Here is a 17,015-nt window from a genome sequence, read left to right as displayed (position 1 = left end):
AGGGCAAGACCCGTGCAGGCATTGGCGAAGTCCTGTGAATGGGTTGTCACTGTCAACAATAATGCGTGTCCAAGTATTACATGATTTAAAAAATGCATTGAATTTAAAAATGTCATTGCCTGTGATTTTTGGTGCAAATTGCTGTGCTTTTAAAGAAAGATGAATATTTCACTGCGTGGAGAAAAGTATTGAAATTAATTTTTCGATAGATTTCTTTGAAGCCTGTATTTTTCTTATTAATGATTAATCTTTATATTTTTGCGTTTTGATTTATTAAATAAATTTAAGTACTCGATTCCCCAGGTGTAGGGTAGTGATCGTGAGGCTTCGTGTGCTACTTGCTAATATTTTGTAATTAGCTGGTTGGGAGTGTCTCGGGTGGATGGGTTGATCGAGTCAGCCGTGCATCAAACTGGTTGGTATCTATCTGCCCATTCTTGGAGCCTTGGTCCAAGAGGAGGCGATATGACTACCGCAGGAATGAAAGGGATCGCACGTTCGGTGATCCGTTGGCTCATCATGGCAACTGCATATGGCTGGGGGGCGATGGCATTCGCAGCCTCCTCCGGCACTGGTCAGGCCTATGGACTGGAAGCCTCGGCGAGTGTCCTGGCCATATTGCCTGGCCCTCCGCTGGTGGGTCTGGACACTCAGTTTGCCAATACGGGGCATGGGAGTGCACCTCCCGATTTCAGCAAGAGCGGATATATCGCCAATGTTGGAGTCAATGCCGCTGGCATTCTGAAGGTTGACACGGGGGTTCTCACTTCTTCAACGCAGAGTACTCTGACGCGCAACAGCGTGACCTCCATGTCTCAGGTCAACGGCCTGAATCTCTCCCTGCTCAATGTCTTGCTTGGTAACCAATCCTTGCTGAGCCTGGGAGCTGACACCATCACCACCACGGCGACCATGAGCTGTGAAAAGGGCAAGGTCGTTGCTTCGGGCCGAACAGACATCCTCAACGGCTCCGGGCCATTGGCTGGTCTGGGTGTGAATGTAAGCGCGAACGCGGATGTGAGTGTTCTTGGCATTGCCACAATTACGGTCAACGAACAGATCGTCAGTCCAACCAGCATCACCGTCAATGCTGTCCACGTCAGAATCAATTTGCTTGGCCTGATTTCTGCAGATGTGGTGATTGGTCACGCTGAAGCTTCGATGGCCGATTGTCAGTCCACGGTGACGCTCAATGACTTGCAAAACCCTGTGGCAGCCAATGACCTGCTTCCTGTCAGCGGCACCTGCAGCCCTGGAAGCAACGATCTCGCCATCACGACGCTTCCTTCTGGTGCCAGCTTGACGCTGCCCTGCCAGAGCGATGGGACCTACAGCGGCACGCTCAATGTATCGGCCCTGCCTGCGGGTGCCATCACCGTGACTGCTTCACAGACTCCTGCTGGCCCCAATAGCTCGGCCAGCAAGAGCACGGTGAAGAACCCGCCTTCAAACCCTGGCGCGCCTACGGTCTCGGTCACGGCACCTGCCATCACTCTGGGCAATCAGACTTCATATGGGGTGTCAGGCACTTGTTCTGCCGAGGGGCAGCCGGTGACTGTCAGCATTGGCGGCATTCCTGCCTCGGCTACCTGTACCGGCGGCAACTGGTCGGTGTCCGGGGTCAATGTGAGTGGCTTGCCTGATGGCACCATCACGGTGACGGCCTCGCAAACCGTCAACAACCAAGTGGGACAAGGCTCGACTACGACGAACAAGAGCACGGTCTCGAATCCGGGTGACACTCCGGTGGTCACGGTCAGCAATGCTGCGGTGATCAACGCGGCCAACCAGGGTTCTTATGGCGTTTCGGGCACCTGCTCGGCCAATGGACAACCCGTTGTCGTGACCATCGGCAATGTGGCAGCGCAGGCCACTTGCAGCGGTGGTGCATGGTCGGTCTCTGGCGTCAATGTCACTGCCCTGGGCGATGGTGCCGTCACGGTTACTGCCTCGCAGACGGTCAACAACCAGACAGGTTCCGGCACACGCTCGACGTCCAAGGACGCAACGCCTCCAACGGTGGCAGTCACCTCGGCGCCTGCAATCACCGCTGCCAACCAGGCATCCTACGGCGTGTCAGGCACCTGCACGGAGAGCGGCTCGGCCGTCTCGGTCAGCATTGGCAGCATCACCGTGGTGCCATCACCCGTGTGCAATGGCGGTGCATGGTCTGCCGCTGGCGTGGACGTAGGCGGCTTGCCTGCGGGGCCGGTCACGGTCACTGCGTCGCAGACCGATGCTGCGGGCAATACCGGCACGGGCGCACTCACCACCACCAAGAATGCAGCTGCATCGGCAGTGTCGGTGACGGCCGCGCCCCCCATCAACGCATCCAACCAGTCGTCCTACGGTGGCGTCACGGGTACCTGCTCGGCCGGAAATGGGGCTGTGACGGTGGCCATCGGCAGCCTGACTACCACGGCCGCATGCGATGGCGGCAATTGGTCGGTGTCGGGTATCACGGTCAGCAGTCTGCCTGATGGCGTTGTGACGATCACTGCATCGCAGACCATCAACGGCACTGTCGTCAGCGGTACGCGCACCACGGTCAAGGATGTGACACCACCTTCGGTCTCGATCACGACAGCACCTACGATCGACGGAACCAACCAGTCGTCCTACGGTGTTTCGGGAACCTGCACGTCGTCTGACGGAGCCGTGACCGTGAGCGTTGGCAATGTAGTGGCTTCGGCACCTTGCACGAACGGCACATGGACGATCACTGGCATCAAGGTGGGCGGCTTGCCTGCAGGTGCGGTGACTGTCACAGCGTCGCAGACCGACGCCGCCGGCAATACCGCCACTGACACGCGCCAAGTGTCCAAGACCTCGCCAGCCGATGGCTCGGGGGTTGATACAGGTGCTGGCAATCCCCAGGGCGGTAACTGGGTGATCACTGCAGAGCTCAATGGCAAACCTGGCCGAGGCATGGGCATCGATGTGCAGGATGGCAAGTTCGTGATGCAGGTGTACAACTACACCTCCACTGGCGCGCCAACATTCCACATCGCCATCGGCGTCATGGACGGCAACAAGGTGGTTGCGCCACTGACCTCCTACCAGGGCGGCCGTTTCTTCGGCAGTGGTCCACTTGACGGGCAGGAGGCAGGCAATGCAGGCAATGTAGAGGTGACCTTCACCAGCCGCACCACGGGCACCATCAAGTTCCCCGGTGAAGCTGCCAAGGCCATGCAGCGCTTCGACTACGAAGGCACGCCTGCAGGCACTTTTGCCGACCCTGCATATGTAGATCGCTGGGCCATGGTGGAACTGGACCAGAACAGCCAGCCTGTCAGAACCTGGTGGGCCGACATCGGCTCGGGTGAGCAGGTGGGCCTGAACTACAACTGGACGCTTTCTCCAGCCCCCTGGCCCTATGCCGCCAGCACCAAGCTCACGATGCATGGCTTTGATGGTGCGCTGAGCACGCCATTCTTCGCCACCTGCGACTATGGCGGCGCCGACCGCATCTTCAACTGCTCGGGCAGTTCAGTGCAGCCAGGCGGGCTGGTGTCCGTGACCATGCAGCGCAGCGTGGACCAGGTGGTTGGCACCGTTCAGTTCGGTACGGGAGAAAAGCACCGGCTCATCGGTGCGCGCATCACGCGCTCCGCGTATACGACCGCTGGAGGCAAAACCGCGCTGACCACCTACTTCCGGCCAGACTATGCACCCGAGGCAGGCACCTGGATCGTGAGCAACGAAATCACGGGCAAACCAGGCCGCGGTCTGGCGGTGGATCTGCAAAAGCCCACCAACAGCCAGGATCACACCCTGTTCATCTCGGTCTATGACTATGAAAACCAAGGCAGCGCCACGTTCCACAGTGTGCTGGGCACGCATGAGCCGTCCACGATCCCCGCTGCCAATAGGCCTGACATTCCGCTCAACCAGTACAAAGGTGGGCGTTATTTCGGCAGCGGCGATCTGGTCGCAAGCTACCAGGGCAACGCAGGCAATGCGGAGAACATCAAGTTCACCTCGTCGTCCACGGGAACCATCCAGTTCCCCAATGAGGAAACGGTACAGATCGAGCGCTTCTACTTCGGTATCGACAAGAACAGCATCGATTCCCTGGTGGGTTCGTGGGTGGTGCTGGCGCACAGCGGGGCCATGAAGAGCCGGATCTTCAACTTCGTGCCCTATACCGGCGATTCGGTCATTGACCGTGCGAGCGGTTATGTCTGTACCAGGAACCAGCTGCGAGGTTTCAACTTCCGCTGCGCGCCTGCACAGGTGGGGGTGGACACCCCGGTCATCCGTTTCTCCACCGGGTTCTACGCTGCCTCCCGAGGTATCGAAGGCGATGGCGGAGCCGACCCGGACACCACGCCAGAGCTGATGGTGATGCGCATCACCGACGCCGATGGGCAGCCGGTGCAGGGAGGCGCCATGCTCCCTGAAGACGACCGATAGCAGGGTGGGCCGGGCGATTGCCACAGCCCGACTTCTCGCCAAATCCGCCTCAGCAAACTTCGGCCCCATGCCTACGGCATGAGGGCCGAAGTGGTTTTGTATCTGCAGCCAGACAGCATTTGGTGGCGCCAAGGTATAACCCATGCATGCCAAATCCTTCTTTCTCCCATCACGACAGGCCTGCCCCGACAGGCGCTGACGACGTACTGCAGTTCTGGCTCGGCACCGCGCGCCCGGACAATGCACAGGCGCTGCAGCAGCGCCAGCAATGGTTCACCAAGTCCGACGCCTTCGATGCCGAGATGCGGCAGCGCTTTGGTGCTGCCGTGCAGGCGGCGCTGGATGGGCAATTGGACGGCTGGGCCACGGAGCCTTGGGGCCGGCTGGCGCTGATCCTGTTGCTCGACCAGTTCACTCGCAATATCCACCGTGGCACACCCCAGGCATTCGCAGGTGACCGGCGGGCGCTGGAACTGGCGCTGGGCGCCATCGAGTCGGGCGAGGACCTGCATCTGCCCGAGGTGCTGCGCATCTTCGTCTACCTGCCGCTGGAGCATGCGGAAGACCCTGCCATGCAGCGGCGCAGCGTGCTGGCCTTTGCCGCGTTGGCAAAGGCAGCAGGTGTTGACACCGATCTAGTGCAGTTTCTGCAGGGCACGCTGGACTATGCCTGGCGCCACCAGGAGGTGATTGCACGCTTTGGCCGCTTTCCGCACCGCAATGCAGTGCTGGGGCGGACCAGCACGCCCGATGAGCTGTTCTATCTGTCCCAGCCCGGCGCAGGTTTCTGAATCAGAAGGGCACGCACAGTCGGTCTTGTCTCACAGACAGCGATAGGGTGGCGGGCTATGTTCGATAGGTGCCGTGCTTGAAAACACCCACTGGTTTTCAAGCGAATCCAATCCCATGGAGGAACCTACGATGCCACAAACCAAGAAAATCACACTCACCCTGGACCAGGCCCGACTCGACGCAGCCAAGAAAAGTCTGAATGAGGGTGCGGTGCTCCCCGATGCCTCACCCTACCGCGAAGACATCATCAAACTGCTCAACGATGCGCTGGCGACCGAGCTGGTCTGCGTGCTGCGTTACAAGCGCCACCATTTCACGGCGACGGGTCTGGAATCCCCCGCCGTGGCGGACGAGTTTCTCGTGCACGCCAATGAAGAGCAATCGCATGCCGACCGGATCTGCACGCGCATCGTGCAACTGGGCGGCGAACCCGACCTGAACCCCGACACCCTCACCAACCGCAGCCACGCCGATTACAACGAGCAGCTGGATCTGCATGCGATGATTCGCTCCAACCTGGTGGCCGAGCGTGTGGCCATCGAGGCCTACACGCAGATGATCGATCTGATCGGCGACAAGGATCACACCACGCGCCGATTGATCGAGCAGATTCTGGAGCAGGAGCAGGAACACGCCGATGAACTGTCGGACTGGATGAACAAGGCCCGCTGATGCCTTGCACGGCTGCTCGCAACAGCAGCCGTGCGGTAATGACCGGAGAGGAAAGCCCACACCATGACCATCCCCGAAGACATCCAAAAGAAGGCCAGGCACATTCTGTACCTGCTGGTGAGCGAGCAAAGCCTGCGTGCAGGCGAAGGACTCGACCCCCAGGTGCTCCAGCACGACCTGGACCGTCACCAGTTCAGCGCGAAGGACCAGCAGCAGGCGCTGGCCTATGCACGGGAGCAAGGCTGGCTGCAGACAGGGCCCAATGGTGAGGTGCAACTGACGGAAAAGGGATTTGCCCTGGACTGACTGGTTTTGCAGATTCCGGCTGCCAGCGCTCACCAGTAGTACGCATCAACTATTATTTTGATAGCGATCGGTATCACCGCTGCTGCTGCCGCTGACGATACGCAATGCCGCCAATTGCCGGTGTGCTTGGCTGCTCCAATCGGGTGGCAATTGGTGCTTGGCCTGCAGGTAGTGATGGGTGTAGACATCCAGATAGGCCTCGAGCGTCTGCGCAGCACGCAGGTCGCCGGCCAGATCCAGACACAGCGCAGCCACCTCAGCGGTGCAGAAGTGGTCGTCTCTTTTGGAGCGACGCAGCTGGTAGCGAGAAATCTGGTCCGGGTGGAGGCTGAGCACGGGGAAGCCGTCGAGCCGAGGGCTTTTGCGGAACATCTTGCGGGCTTCCGGCCAGGTGGCGTCGAGCAGGATGAACAGTGGCCTTTTGCCAAAATTTGCCGCTGGCGCACGCCCGGTGTGCGCTAGTCCGTCAAAATTCATAGCATCTGACGGTTTGGGCACCGTCCGCACGACACGGCTGGCGGGCTGCACGAACTCTTCGGGAAAGACGACATAAGGCTGCCACTGCGGATCGCTCAGCAGTGCGGTCAATGCGGGGTTCTCTTCCGTGCGCGACCAACCGAATGCATGGGTCTCGGCCACCACGTCGGCGATCAGCCACCCGGTGTTGCTGGGCTTGAGCGGCTCGGCATCATGCATCAGAAGGCACACGCCCGCATGGGTGGGCTGGGTGGGGCGCAGCGCGCAGATGCAATGGCTGGGGCGCAGCCTGCATCCTTCACACCGTTCTCCCTTGGGGCCGCCACGTGCCAGAAACGGCCGCGTACTGCGCGACTGGCGTTCGGTACGCAGGCGCGATACGGCGTGGGGGAGGACGGCGGGGTGGGGGGCAGGGGCAGAAGACACGGCCGCTATTGTCGTCGCCCTTTGCAGCCCAGGAAATTCAAGCGGCTTTGGCGTGGCCAAAGAGGCCTGGCCGCGACGGGGTGCTGGGCAGTCTGGTCTGCTTGGGGGCAGATTTCTCAGTCGCTCAGCGCTTCCAGCGCGAACAGTGGCACCTCGGCACGGCGGCTCAGCCATACGCCACCGCCGAGCTCGGTAAAGCCCTGGGCCAGCCCGCGCCGGTACAAGGCGGCGCGGTGGCGGAACAGGCGCGGATCGGTGAGCGTGTCGTCGATGATGTCGCGTTCATAGTCTTCGCGGGCCACGGCTTCCACATACAGGGCGCCGCAGGACAGGCGCCCCAGATTGTCCAGCGCCAGCTTCAGATCGGTGGGGCTCAGGTACGGCAGCACGCCCTGGCAGATGACCAGGTCAAACGGCTCGCCCTCGGCGGGCTGGTAGTCGACGACGGAGCCGCGCTCCCAACCATAGCGCTGGCACAGATATTCGCTCAGTTCCACACCGTGGTAGCTGGCAGAGGGAAAGTGCTCCGCAATCGCATCACGCCACAGGCCGATTCCGCAGCCCACATCGAGCACACGGCGTACCGGCACCCGCACATATTGCAGGTAACTGCAGACAAAGGCGCCCAGACGCGCGGCATGGGCCGGATCGACGACACTGGTTTTCTTGTCGAAATAAAAGCGCTGGTAATACGCCTCGTCAAACCATCCCTTGTCCGCTGATTGCACCATCGTCCTTTGCTGCTGAGCGCTGCCGGGCGGAGCGCTGAGCGGGCAGTATGGCGCAGATGGCGATACTGGCGGCGCGCTGCGGTATTTCTTGCGAAACCATGGCGGTCTGTGCTGGCACAGGAGCTACCCGGCAGTAAAAAACGGGCGTTACCGCCCGTCCTGTCTGGAAAGATTGCTATCGAAAGACAGGCAAATCACTCCTTGGGTTTGCGATGTGCCAGGCACAGCTTGTTGCCGTCCGGATCGCGCAGATAGGCCAGATACAGGGCGCCAGGCCCTTCGCCGCGCCAGCCGGGCGGGTCTTCGCAGGTCACACCGCCGTTGGCAAGGCCTGCGGCGTGCGCGGCATTCACTTGCTCGGGGCTGGTGGCGGCAAAACCTGTGGTGCTGCCATTGCCAAAGGTGGCTGGTTGGCCGTTGATGGGGGTGCCGACGCCAAACGTGCCGCCATTGCCGCGCCAGAAATAGCGGTTCTTGTTGGCATTGCCAGGCGGCACGCCCAGTACGCCCAGAAAGGCGTCGTAGAACTGGCGGGATTTTTCCAGATCGCTGGCGCCCAGCATGATGTGGTTGAACATGGTTGTCTCCAGTGGGGGATGCAATAGTGCAGCGGCCACTATAACGAGAAAGGGGTTGCGTGCCGCGTTATGCGCGTGACAATTGCTGTGGGCGGTTTCTGGGGTATGAAGACAATAATTTGATAGCTGACAGTGCTTTATTGGTGGGCGCTGGATGCTGTTTTCATAAATATTTCATGGAGCGGGCAACCGGGTGCGCGCATGCCCCTGTTGCGCAGTCGCCCGTGTGGGGCGGCCTGCACAGCCATCTGCGCTTGTCGCTATAGTCGATGCAGCTTGCAACCATTGCCCGCTCTACGGCATATGGATGGACAAGGAGCGCAAGTGCGCGGTGTACCGAACTATGAACCTCCAGAAAATTCTTGGCCCGCAGGCATCTTCGCACCTGCGGTTGATTGGCATGGCTTTGCTGTGGGGGGCGTCGTGGCCCGCCGGGCGCATGGTGGCGCAGCACATGCCGCCGCTGGCCGCATCGGGCCTGCGCTTTGTGCTCGCGGCCTTGGTGCTGCTGCCATGGATGTACATGGCAGGGGGGATGGGCCAGCTCAAGACCTGGTCGGCCCGGCGGTGGCTGGGCATGGCTGCAGCAGCCGCGACGGGGGTGTTTGGCTACGCCGCATTCTTTCTGAGTGGCTTGCAACACCTGCCAGCGAGCAAGGCGGCCCTGGTGATCACCCTCAACCCGGTGGTCACCTTGCTGCTGGCAGCGTGGATTTTCAAGGAACGGCTCAATCGCATCATTGGTCTGGGTATGCTGGTGGCCGCCATGGGCGCGGCGCTCGTCATATCGCACGGCAATCCGCTGCAACTGCTCAGCTCCGGCGTAGGCGTGGGAGAGTTGATGATTCTGGGCTGCGTGGTGTGCTGGGTGAGCTATACCCTGATCGGCCGGGCCATCCTGACCGGGGTGGATGCGCTCTCGACCACGGCAGTCACCTCCACCATGGGGGCGATCATGCTGCTGCTGGCCAGCCTGGTGGTGGAAGGCCCGCAAGGCATGGCTGGCGTTGTGCATGCGGGGAGCACGGCATGGGGCGCTCTGTTGTTTCTTGCCTGGGGCTCCACGGCCCTGGCCTATGCCTGGTATTTTGATGGTGTCAAGGCGCTGGGTGCGGGCGCCGCGTCAGGCTACATCACCCTGGTGCCGGTGATCGGTGTCATCTGCTCGGCCCTGTGGCTGGGTGAGCAGGTCGATGCATCCATGCTCGTGGGTGGCGCCTTGGCGGTGGCTGGCACGGCGGTGATGAACTGGGGGCGCCGCCAGCCCGCGCCTCTGGCCGGAGCAGCGCGCGCAGGCTGAATGAGCTGGCGCGGTGCATGGTCGGTCATTGCGACGGAGGCTCCAGAACTGCGCATTCCTCTTCCACCCGCGCCCAAGGCTTGCTCTGGAACTCCTGCGCAGCGTAGTCCATGAATGCCTGTACCCGCGCCGGGCGGGTGCGGCTGGGCGGAGTCACGATGCTGAGCGAGAGCACATCGGCCTCCCAGCCAGGCAGCGTGGTCTGCAAACGGCCATCGCTCAGCTCCTGCCACACCAGAAAAGAGGGCTGCAAGGCCAGGCCCATGCCCGCCAGCAAGGCGGGCTGCAGCGCCTCGGCATTGTTCACCTGCAGCTGAAAAGGGATCGCCTGGGTATATTCACCATGCTCTGCGTGGCGAAAGCGCCAGGTTTTTCCATAGTGCGCGAGGCTGTATTGCAGGCCCTTGTGCTGCGCCAGCTCGCTGGGGTGGCTGGGATGGCCATGGCGTTTGAAGTATTCAGGAGCGCCCACCAGCAGGATCGGCACCTGGCACAACCGGCGCGCGATCAGGCTGGAGTCGCCGAGATTGGCAATCCGCAATGCCAGATCGAACCGGTCGCGGACCAGATCCTCCTGTTCGTCGGCAAACTGAAGGTGCAACTCCACATCGGGGTACATCTGCATGAACCGGGGCAGGACCGGTGCCAGCCGCGTGATGCCGAATGACATCGGCGCTGCAATGCGCAACTGCCCTCGCAGGCTCGCCGAACGGTCGGTGATATCGGCTTCGACGGCTTCTCCCTCCTGCAGGATGCGCGATGCCCGCTCCAGGGCGCCCGCTCCGGCGTCGGTCAGCGTGATGCGCCGTGAGGTTCGGTGAAACAGGCTGGTCTTGATCCGCCCTTCGAGGCGGGAGATGGCTTTGGACACCGTGGCCTGTGACAAGGCCAACTCTGTTGCGGTGCGGGCGAATGACCCTGTTTCCGCAACCTTGGCAAAGATCGCCCACGCTTCCAGATCTGGCAATTTGTTCATGGCATCGGCCGCTCGGCACATTGAAACACCCCTGCAATATGCCAGTACCAGCCGGGTTTGTGGATGTCAAAAATGGAAAGGGTGGAATTCCATTCCTTGGCTTCTCAACACCATGTCTGGCTTCTAGACTGCCCTTGCACTGAATCCGGAATCTCCGGTTCCTGCCTCCCAATTCAGCCCTTCAGCATTTGAAAGCGGTCACCATGTCCAGAACCAACCTTCTCGAAATCCTGACACCGGCCAACAGCCAGATCATCTTCATCGACCAGCAGCCCCAGATGGCCTTTGGCGTGCAGTCCATCGACCGCCAGGTACTCAAGAACAATGTCGTAGGCCTGGCCAAGGCGGCCAAGGTCTTTGGCGTTCCGGCCACGATCACGACGGTGGAGACCGAGAGCTTCTCTGGCCACACCTATCCCGAGCTGCTGGGGGTGTTTCCCGAGCACCAGATTCTGGAGCGCACCTCGATGAACTCCTGGGACGACCAGAACGTACGCGATGCACTGGCAGCGGGCGCTGCCCAGGGCCGCAAGAAAGTGGTGGTTTCGGGACTGTGGACCGAAGTGTGCAACACCACGTTTGCCCTGTCGTGCCTGCACGATACCGACTATGAAATCTACATGGTGGCCGATGCCTCGGGCGGCACATCGCTGGATGCGCACAACTACGCCATGGACCGCATGGTGCAGGCCGGTGTGGTGCCCGTGACCTGGCAGCAGGTACTGCTGGAATGGCAGCGTGACTGGGCACGCCGCGGCACCTACGATGCGGTGATGGACATCGTGCGTGAGCATTCGGGCGCCTACGGCATGGGCGTGGACTACGCCTACACCATGGTGCACAAGGCGCCCGAGCGCGCGCAGCACGGCGAGCGCGTGGGCCCCAACCCGGCCAAGGCCTGACCGTATCCGCAGCAGTCCGAACAGGCACGATGCCATGAAGCTCTATGCACTATCGCTGGGCGCCGGCCTTCTGGTCGGCGTGGTCTACAGTTTGCTTCAGGTGCGCTCGCCAGCGCCCCCTTTGGTGGCCCTGGTGGGGCTGCTGGGCATTCTGGTGGGGGAGCAGGCCATTCCTGTAGGCAAGCAACTGCTGCGTGGTACGGCTTTCGGCGCGGCCTGCCAACAGACGCAGGCCACCGAGCATGTGCTGGGGCAGTTGCCCGGGCGGCAAGCTGCGCCTGGGCAGGCGGCAGAAACCAAACCCGGCGACCCGCAAGCCTGAGCCCGCAGCGGGCCCGCCGAGCGCGGCGCCGCTCGGACATTTCAGAGAGGTAGACACATGACTTCCCGCCGAAACATTCTGAGCGCTGCAACATCTCTGGCATTGGGCGGCTTATGGGGCCGCCCAGCTGACGCCGCCGACCAACAAGGAGCTTCCACCATGTCCGACACCCATCCCGATGCCATTTTCTTCAATGGCCGGATCACCACACTGGACCGTAGCAAGCCCCTGGCCAGCGCCGTGGCGGTCAAGGCCGGTCGTTTTGTTGCGGTAGGCGATGACCAGGAGATTCTGGCCCTGGCGGGCGACAATACCCGGCGCGTGGACTTGAAGCGCAGGAGCGTGCTGCCCGGCCTGTTCGACAACCACACCCATGTCGTGCGCGGTGGCCTGAACTACAACCTGGAGCTGCGCTGGGATGGCGTGCGCTCGCTGGCCGATGCGCTGGACATGCTCAAGCGCCAAGTGGCCGTTACCCCGGCGCCGCAGTGGGTGCGCGTGGTGGGTGGCTTTACCGAGCACCAGTTTGTTGAAAAGCGCCTGCCCACATTGCAGGAGATCAATGCGATTGCCCCCGACACACCGGTGTTTCTGCTGCACCTGTACGACCGCGCGCTGCTCAACGGTGCTGCACTGCGTGCGGTGGGCTACACCAAGAACACCCCGGCGCCGCCCGGTGGCGAGATCGTGCATGACGCTGCAGGCAACCCCAGCGGCCTGCTGCTGGCCAAGCCCAACGCCACCATTCTTTATGCCACGCTGGCCAAGGGCCCCAAGTTGCCGCTCGACTACCAGGTCAACTCCACGCGCCACTTCATGCGCGAGCTCAACCGCCTGGGCGTGACTGGTGTGATCGACGCGGGTGGTGGCTTTCAGAACTACCCGGAGGATTACGAGGTCATCCAGAAGCTGGCCGATGCGGGGCAGATCACAGTGCGGCTGGCCTACAACCTCTTCACGCAAAAGCCCAAGGAAGAGAAGGCCGACTTTCTCAAATGGACCTCCTCGGTCAAATACAAGCAGGGCGACGATTATTTCCGCCACAACGGTGCGGGCGAAATGCTGGTGTATTCGGCGGCCGATTTCGAAGACTTTCGCCAGCCGCGCCCCGACATGCCCGCCAATATGGAGGGTGACCTCGAAGAAGTGGTGCGCGTGCTGGTGCAGAACCGCTGGCCCTGGCGTCTGCATGCAACCTATGACGAAACCATCACCCGCGCGCTTGATGTGTTCGAGAAAGTCCACCGCGACACGCCGCTGACCGGCATCCACTGGTTCTTCGATCATGCCGAGACCATCTCCGACCGATCCATCGACCGCATCGCTGCGCTGGGCGGTGGCATTGCCGTGCAGCACCGCATGGCTTACCAGGGCGAATACTTCATCGAGCGCTACGGCGCGCGCGCCGCCGAAGCCACGCCACCTGTCAAGCGCATGCTGGAAAAGGGCGTCAAGGTCTCCGCAGGCACCGACGCCACGCGTGTGGCATCGTACAACCCCTGGGTGTCGCTGTCGTGGATGGTGACGGGCAAGACGCTGGGCGGCATGCAGCTGTACCCGCAGCGCAATCTGCTGGACCGTGAGACGGCCCTGCGCATGTGGACCGAGAACGTCGCCTGGTTCAGCAACGAGGAAGGCAGGCGTGGCCGCATCTCGGCAGGCCAGTTGGCCGACTTCATCGTTCCCAGCAAGGACTTCTTCCAGGTGCCGGAGGACGAAATATCGTTCCTCACTTCGCACCTGACCGTCGTCGGAGGCCGTGTGGTCTATGGCGAGAGCGATTTTGCTGCGCTGGACGATAATCCGCTGCCCCCGGCCATGCCGGATTGGTCGCCCACGCGCACCTTCAAGGGCTATGGTGCCTGGGGTGAGCCCGAGGGCGCTGGCAGAAACTCGCTGAACCCGGCCCGCTACCACAATATGGCTGCTGCCTGCGGTTGCGGTACCCATTGTGGTCTGCATGGCCACAGCCATGCCGATGCCTGGGCCTCCAGCGTGCCGTCGTCTGACCCCAAGAGCTTCTTTGGCGCGCTGGGGTGTTCATGCTGGATGGTTTGAGAGGGGACGGGATGACACGCCTGCGTCTTGAAGGCCGCCTGGCTGCGATGGCGCGTCCGGTCTTTGGCAGCACAGCCCTGCGCTGGTTGGCGTACCTGGCTCTGTGTGCGGCGTATCTGCAGGGCGGGCTGGTCAAGCTCAGCGATTTTCCCGCCGCCATGGCGGAGATGGCGCATTTCGGGCTGGCGCCCGCGCCCGTATTCGCAGGGCTCGTGATAGCGCTGGAGCTGGGTGCTTCGGCGTTGATTCTCATCGGGCGGCTGCGCTGGCTGGGCGCGCTGGCCTTGGGTGGCTTCACGCTGCTGGCCACCTTGCTGGCACTGCGGTTCTGGGAGTTGCCCCCGGGTCAGGAGCGATTCATGGCTGCCAATTCGTTTTCCGAGCATCTGGGCCTGGTGGGCGGTTTTCTGCTGGTGGCCTGGCTGGATCTGCGAGAAAAGGAGGCCGCATGATGGATGCCGACGGCACATCGCCTGTTGCGGCGCCGGGTCTTTGGGTGCAATGCCGCGCGCCTGTGCTGCTCACGATTGTGGGCGGCGCCATCGACACGATCGGTTTCATCGCGCTGCTGGGCTTCTTCACCGCCCATGTGACCGGCAATCTGGTGCTGGCTGGGGCGGCATTTGTCAAAGGCGGGGCAGGCCTGTGGATCAAGCTGGGAGCGATCCCGCTGTTCATTGCCACGGTCATGCTCACCAAGATGTGGATAGACCGCTGCAGCCGGTCGCCCCGGCCTCACCGAACCCTGGGCTGGCTGTTTGTGGCAGAGGCCGTATTTCTCATCGGCTTCATGGCTGCCGGCCTGCAGCTGGAGCCATTCCGCAACCCGGATGCCGCTGCGTTGGCGCTGACCGGAGGGCTGGGCCTGATCGCACTGGCCATACGCAACACGGCCAGCAAGACGCTGATCAAGCACATCAGCCCGAGCACCATGATGACGGGCAACACCACGCAGTTCGGCATCGACCTGTCCAACTATGTGCGCCAGCCCGGCCGCGCGCAGGGCCAGGCTTTGCTCAGGAGCGGCAGCATCGTGGGGGGCTTTGTGCTGGGCGCCTTTCTGGGCGCGGTGCTATACCACCACCTGGGTTTCTGGAGTGTGCTGCCTTTCATGCTGACCGTGCTGTACCTGGCCAGCCTGGCCTTTCGCCAGCAGCCCCTCTGACGGACGGAGCATCGCCATGAACAAAGGCCGGCTTGAATCCTTCAGCGACGGCGTCATCTCGGTGAGCCTGACGCTGATGCTCTACCAGATCCAGCTGCCTGCCGAATTCACCTGGGTCGGCCTGTGGAAGGAAGCGCACAACTTCTTTGGCTATGTGCTCAGTTTCATCTACGTCGGTATCTACTGGAACAACCACCACCACCTTTTCCTGGTGGTGCGTGGCATCAATGGCCGCATCATGTGGGCCAACCTGAACCTGCTGTTCTGGCTCACCATGATTCCGCTCACGACCACCTGGGCTGGAAAATCGGGGTTGCTGGCGCTGCCCACGGCGCTCTACGCTGCAGTACTGTTCATGTGCGCGCTCTCGTACTGGGGGCTGGAGCGTGTCATCATCGTCTCGGAAGGCAAGGATTCCGTGCTTGCCAACACCCTCGGAAAGGACCTGAAGGGCAAGATATCCCTTCCGGTGTACGCTCTGGCCATCGTCGTCAGCTTCTACAGCACCATGGCTGCGTTTTCCATTTTCACTGCGATGGCTGCGCTCTGGTTCCTGCCTGATTCGCGGATCGAGAGATACCTGGCCCGGCAAGACGGCCAGCAGCCTTGAACTCCACCCTCGTCAGGATTGCCCATGCCAGAAGCCGCTACCACTCCCGCTCCCTTGAGCCATCTGTTGGGCTTCAACGCCGGTTATGTGGATACGGCGGGGTTTCTGGCGCTCAATGGCCTGTTTGCGGCGCATGTGACAGGCAACTTCGTAACACTCGGCGCGGCGCTGATCCACGGCAGCGCAGGTGCGGTCTCCAAGCTGCTGGCGCTGCCTGTCTTCTGCGCCGCGGTGGTGCTGACGCGTCTGGCCAGCAACGCAATGGTGGCGCGGCAAAAGGCACCCATGCGCCGCCTGGTTGCGGCCCAGGTGCTGCTGCTGGCACTGGCGGCGGCACTGATGCTGGCTTTTGGCCCCTTTGCCGACAGCGACGCGCTGCCCGCATTTGCCGCTGGCATGCTGATGGTGTGCGCGATGGCGGTGCAGAATGCCATGCAACGCATGCATCTGGCCCAATTGCCGCCGTCAACCTTGATGACAGGCAATACCACCCAGGTCATGATCGATCTGGCGGACCTGTTCAAGGGCCTGCAAGGTGAGGGGCGCAAGGCGGCCACCGGTCGCCTGCGCAAGATGCTCCCCGCCATCGCCAGCTTTGCCGTGGGTTGCGCGCTGGCGGCTCTGGCCTACGTCGCCCTGGGCATGTGGTGTTTTGTGTTGCCTCCGGTGGTTGCGGCGCTGACGTTGCGCTGGACGCCGAAGGCGGGGTAAATTGCTATCGCGATAGGAGCGTAAGCGGTCTGCAGCTGCGCGACACGCATGATTTCAAGGCTTGTCCGAGCCTTTGAATGCCACCGCCTGCGTACGCCCGCCCTTTTTGCGCACCACGACGGTATTGGCCATCTTGTCATGCCAGCCCTGCTTGCGTGGGTCGAATGCCACCCAGATCAACCCCAGCCCCAGAGGGATGGTGGATACGAAGTAGCCCAGGTAGCGGAGCACCGACTGGCCTACCGTCATTGCTTCGCCCGTGTCCGCATCCACGATTTCAGCGCCGATCAGCATCTTGCCCGGCGTGGCCCGCAGCTTGTGCCACAGCCAGATGCAGGCGACTGCCGGCAGCACCCAGCTGATCAGCATATCGGCTGGGCCCTGCACCCATCCATCGGCAAAGAAGTACTCCCACCCGTACACCGCCACCAGCGCCGGGGTGATGATCAGCATCAACACCACCGTGTCGATCAGCGCCGCGCCTACGCGCGCCCAGAAACCCACATACTCCAGATCATTGCCGTCCATGCTGGCTGCTCCATTTGCGTTGCACCATCATAGAACCTGTGGGTA

The 17,015-nt window shown here is 61.8% G+C and carries 17 protein-coding genes; 12 read left to right on the top strand and 5 right to left on the bottom strand.

The window, feature by feature from the left end; genetic code table 11:
- The first annotated feature begins 465 nt into the window (after positions 1-465).
- From LAD35_RS19910 to LAD35_RS19895, 4 genes are all read left to right on the top strand, one after another.
- Entirely contained in the window at positions 466-4,416 is a 3,951-nt protein-coding gene (locus LAD35_RS19910; RefSeq protein ID WP_224150656.1) for a beta strand repeat-containing protein, read from the top strand.
- A 146-nt stretch (positions 4,417-4,562) separates the two neighbouring features.
- Positions 4,563-5,207 carry a DUF924 family protein gene (locus LAD35_RS19905; RefSeq protein WP_224150655.1) on the top strand — a complete coding sequence of 215 codons (645 nt, stop codon included), beginning with the start codon at positions 4,563-4,565 and terminating at the stop codon, positions 5,205-5,207.
- A 130-nt stretch (positions 5,208-5,337) separates the two neighbouring features.
- Complete coding sequence (locus LAD35_RS19900; RefSeq protein ID WP_224150654.1) at positions 5,338-5,880, top strand: ferritin-like domain-containing protein; 543 nt, start codon at positions 5,338-5,340, stop codon at positions 5,878-5,880.
- A gap of 63 nt (positions 5,881-5,943) precedes the next feature.
- Positions 5,944-6,186 (top strand): hypothetical protein, encoded by a 243-nt coding sequence (locus LAD35_RS19895; RefSeq protein WP_224150653.1) that lies wholly within the window; start codon positions 5,944-5,946, stop codon positions 6,184-6,186.
- 45 nt (positions 6,187-6,231) lie between these two features.
- Here LAD35_RS19895 and LAD35_RS19890 read toward each other — a convergent pair whose 3' ends face one another.
- The 3 genes from LAD35_RS19890 to LAD35_RS19880 form a co-directional block, all read right to left on the bottom strand.
- Positions 6,232-7,089: a tRNA-uridine aminocarboxypropyltransferase gene (locus tag LAD35_RS19890; protein ID WP_224150652.1), complete on the bottom strand. Its 858-nt coding sequence runs from the start codon at positions 7,087-7,089 to the stop codon at positions 6,232-6,234.
- A gap of 116 nt (positions 7,090-7,205) precedes the next feature.
- On the bottom strand, positions 7,206-7,817 hold the full coding sequence (locus tag LAD35_RS19885; RefSeq protein ID WP_224152834.1) for a class I SAM-dependent methyltransferase: 612 nt from the start codon (positions 7,815-7,817) through the stop codon (positions 7,206-7,208).
- 197 nt (positions 7,818-8,014) lie between these two features.
- Positions 8,015-8,398: a VOC family protein gene (locus tag LAD35_RS19880; RefSeq protein ID WP_224150651.1), complete on the bottom strand. Its 384-nt coding sequence runs from the start codon at positions 8,396-8,398 to the stop codon at positions 8,015-8,017.
- Positions 8,399-8,741: 343 nt separating this feature from the next.
- On the opposite strand from LAD35_RS19880, the gene LAD35_RS19875 reads away from it, so the two are divergent.
- Positions 8,742-9,698 (top strand): DMT family transporter, encoded by a 957-nt coding sequence (locus LAD35_RS19875; protein WP_224150650.1) that lies wholly within the window; start codon positions 8,742-8,744, stop codon positions 9,696-9,698.
- A gap of 25 nt (positions 9,699-9,723) precedes the next feature.
- On the opposite strand, the gene LAD35_RS19870 is transcribed toward LAD35_RS19875, so the two are convergent.
- A complete protein-coding gene (locus LAD35_RS19870) occupies positions 9,724-10,674 on the bottom strand; it encodes a LysR family transcriptional regulator (RefSeq protein WP_224150649.1) in 951 nt (316 codons plus the stop codon).
- 203 nt (positions 10,675-10,877) lie between these two features.
- Here LAD35_RS19870 and LAD35_RS19865 point away from each other — a divergent pair, with 203 nt between their 5' ends.
- The 7 genes from LAD35_RS19865 (at position 10,878) to LAD35_RS19835 (ending at position 16,442) form a co-directional block, all read left to right on the top strand.
- Positions 10,878-11,576 carry a hydrolase gene (locus LAD35_RS19865; RefSeq protein WP_224150648.1) on the top strand — a complete coding sequence of 233 codons (699 nt, stop codon included), beginning with the start codon at positions 10,878-10,880 and terminating at the stop codon, positions 11,574-11,576.
- Between the two features lie 34 nt (positions 11,577-11,610).
- Entirely contained in the window at positions 11,611-11,898 is a 288-nt protein-coding gene (locus tag LAD35_RS19860) for a XapX domain-containing protein (RefSeq protein ID WP_224150647.1), read from the top strand.
- A 159-nt stretch (positions 11,899-12,057) separates the two neighbouring features.
- Entirely contained in the window at positions 12,058-13,956 is a 1,899-nt protein-coding gene (locus LAD35_RS19855) for an amidohydrolase (RefSeq protein ID WP_224150646.1), read from the top strand.
- An 11-nt stretch (positions 13,957-13,967) separates the two neighbouring features.
- Positions 13,968-14,408: a DoxX family protein gene (locus tag LAD35_RS19850; protein WP_224150645.1), complete on the top strand. Its 441-nt coding sequence runs from the start codon at positions 13,968-13,970 to the stop codon at positions 14,406-14,408.
- Positions 14,405-15,121 carry a YoaK family protein gene (locus tag LAD35_RS19845; protein WP_224150644.1) on the top strand — a complete coding sequence of 239 codons (717 nt, stop codon included), beginning with the start codon at positions 14,405-14,407 and terminating at the stop codon, positions 15,119-15,121. The genes LAD35_RS19850 and LAD35_RS19845 overlap by 4 nt, the downstream gene beginning before the upstream one ends.
- 16 nt (positions 15,122-15,137) lie before the next feature.
- Positions 15,138-15,731, top strand: a complete 594-nt coding sequence (locus tag LAD35_RS19840) for a TMEM175 family protein (protein WP_224150643.1) — start codon at positions 15,138-15,140, stop codon at positions 15,729-15,731.
- A 24-nt stretch (positions 15,732-15,755) separates the two neighbouring features.
- Positions 15,756-16,442, top strand: a complete 687-nt coding sequence (locus LAD35_RS19835; protein ID WP_224150642.1) for a YoaK family protein — start codon at positions 15,756-15,758, stop codon at positions 16,440-16,442.
- 54 nt (positions 16,443-16,496) lie between these two features.
- Here LAD35_RS19835 and LAD35_RS19830 read toward each other — a convergent pair whose 3' ends face one another.
- On the bottom strand, positions 16,497-16,970 hold the full coding sequence (locus LAD35_RS19830; RefSeq protein WP_224150641.1) for an RDD family protein: 474 nt from the start codon (positions 16,968-16,970) through the stop codon (positions 16,497-16,499).
- Positions 16,971-17,015: the final 45 nt, after the last annotated feature.

This window comes from Comamonas odontotermitis (assembly GCF_020080045.1).
Lineage (GTDB): Bacteria > Pseudomonadota > Gammaproteobacteria > Burkholderiales > Burkholderiaceae_C > Comamonas > Comamonas odontotermitis.
Note: the sequence above shows the minus strand (reverse complement) of the source record. Positions and strands in the feature narration are given on the sequence as shown.

What these genes read in the sequence shown, in the direction of transcription:
- LAD35_RS19895 (WP_224150653.1), top strand. Translation starts at nt 5,944, where the DNA reads ATGACCATCCCCGAAGACATCCAAAAGAAGGCCAGGCACATTCTGTAC.
- LAD35_RS19830 (WP_224150641.1), bottom strand. Translation starts at nt 16,970, where the DNA reads ATGGACGGCAATGATCTGGAGTATGTGGGTTTCTGGGCGCGCGTAGGC.
- LAD35_RS19860 (WP_224150647.1), top strand. Translation starts at nt 11,611, where the DNA reads ATGAAGCTCTATGCACTATCGCTGGGCGCCGGCCTTCTGGTCGGCGTG.
- LAD35_RS19835 (WP_224150642.1), top strand. Translation starts at nt 15,756, where the DNA reads ATGCCAGAAGCCGCTACCACTCCCGCTCCCTTGAGCCATCTGTTGGGC.
- LAD35_RS19845 (WP_224150644.1), top strand. Translation starts at nt 14,405, where the DNA reads ATGATGGATGCCGACGGCACATCGCCTGTTGCGGCGCCGGGTCTTTGG.
- LAD35_RS19900 (WP_224150654.1), top strand. Translation starts at nt 5,338, where the DNA reads ATGCCACAAACCAAGAAAATCACACTCACCCTGGACCAGGCCCGACTC.
- LAD35_RS19855 (WP_224150646.1), top strand. Translation starts at nt 12,058, where the DNA reads ATGTCCGACACCCATCCCGATGCCATTTTCTTCAATGGCCGGATCACC.
- LAD35_RS19875 (WP_224150650.1), top strand. Translation starts at nt 8,742, where the DNA reads ATGAACCTCCAGAAAATTCTTGGCCCGCAGGCATCTTCGCACCTGCGG.
- LAD35_RS19880 (WP_224150651.1), bottom strand. Translation starts at nt 8,398, where the DNA reads ATGTTCAACCACATCATGCTGGGCGCCAGCGATCTGGAAAAATCCCGC.
- LAD35_RS19870 (WP_224150649.1), bottom strand. Translation starts at nt 10,674, where the DNA reads ATGAACAAATTGCCAGATCTGGAAGCGTGGGCGATCTTTGCCAAGGTT.
- LAD35_RS19840 (WP_224150643.1), top strand. Translation starts at nt 15,138, where the DNA reads ATGAACAAAGGCCGGCTTGAATCCTTCAGCGACGGCGTCATCTCGGTG.
- LAD35_RS19905 (WP_224150655.1), top strand. Translation starts at nt 4,563, where the DNA reads ATGCCAAATCCTTCTTTCTCCCATCACGACAGGCCTGCCCCGACAGGC.
- LAD35_RS19910 (WP_224150656.1), top strand. Translation starts at nt 466, where the DNA reads ATGACTACCGCAGGAATGAAAGGGATCGCACGTTCGGTGATCCGTTGG.
- LAD35_RS19850 (WP_224150645.1), top strand. Translation starts at nt 13,968, where the DNA reads ATGACACGCCTGCGTCTTGAAGGCCGCCTGGCTGCGATGGCGCGTCCG.
- LAD35_RS19865 (WP_224150648.1), top strand. Translation starts at nt 10,878, where the DNA reads ATGTCCAGAACCAACCTTCTCGAAATCCTGACACCGGCCAACAGCCAG.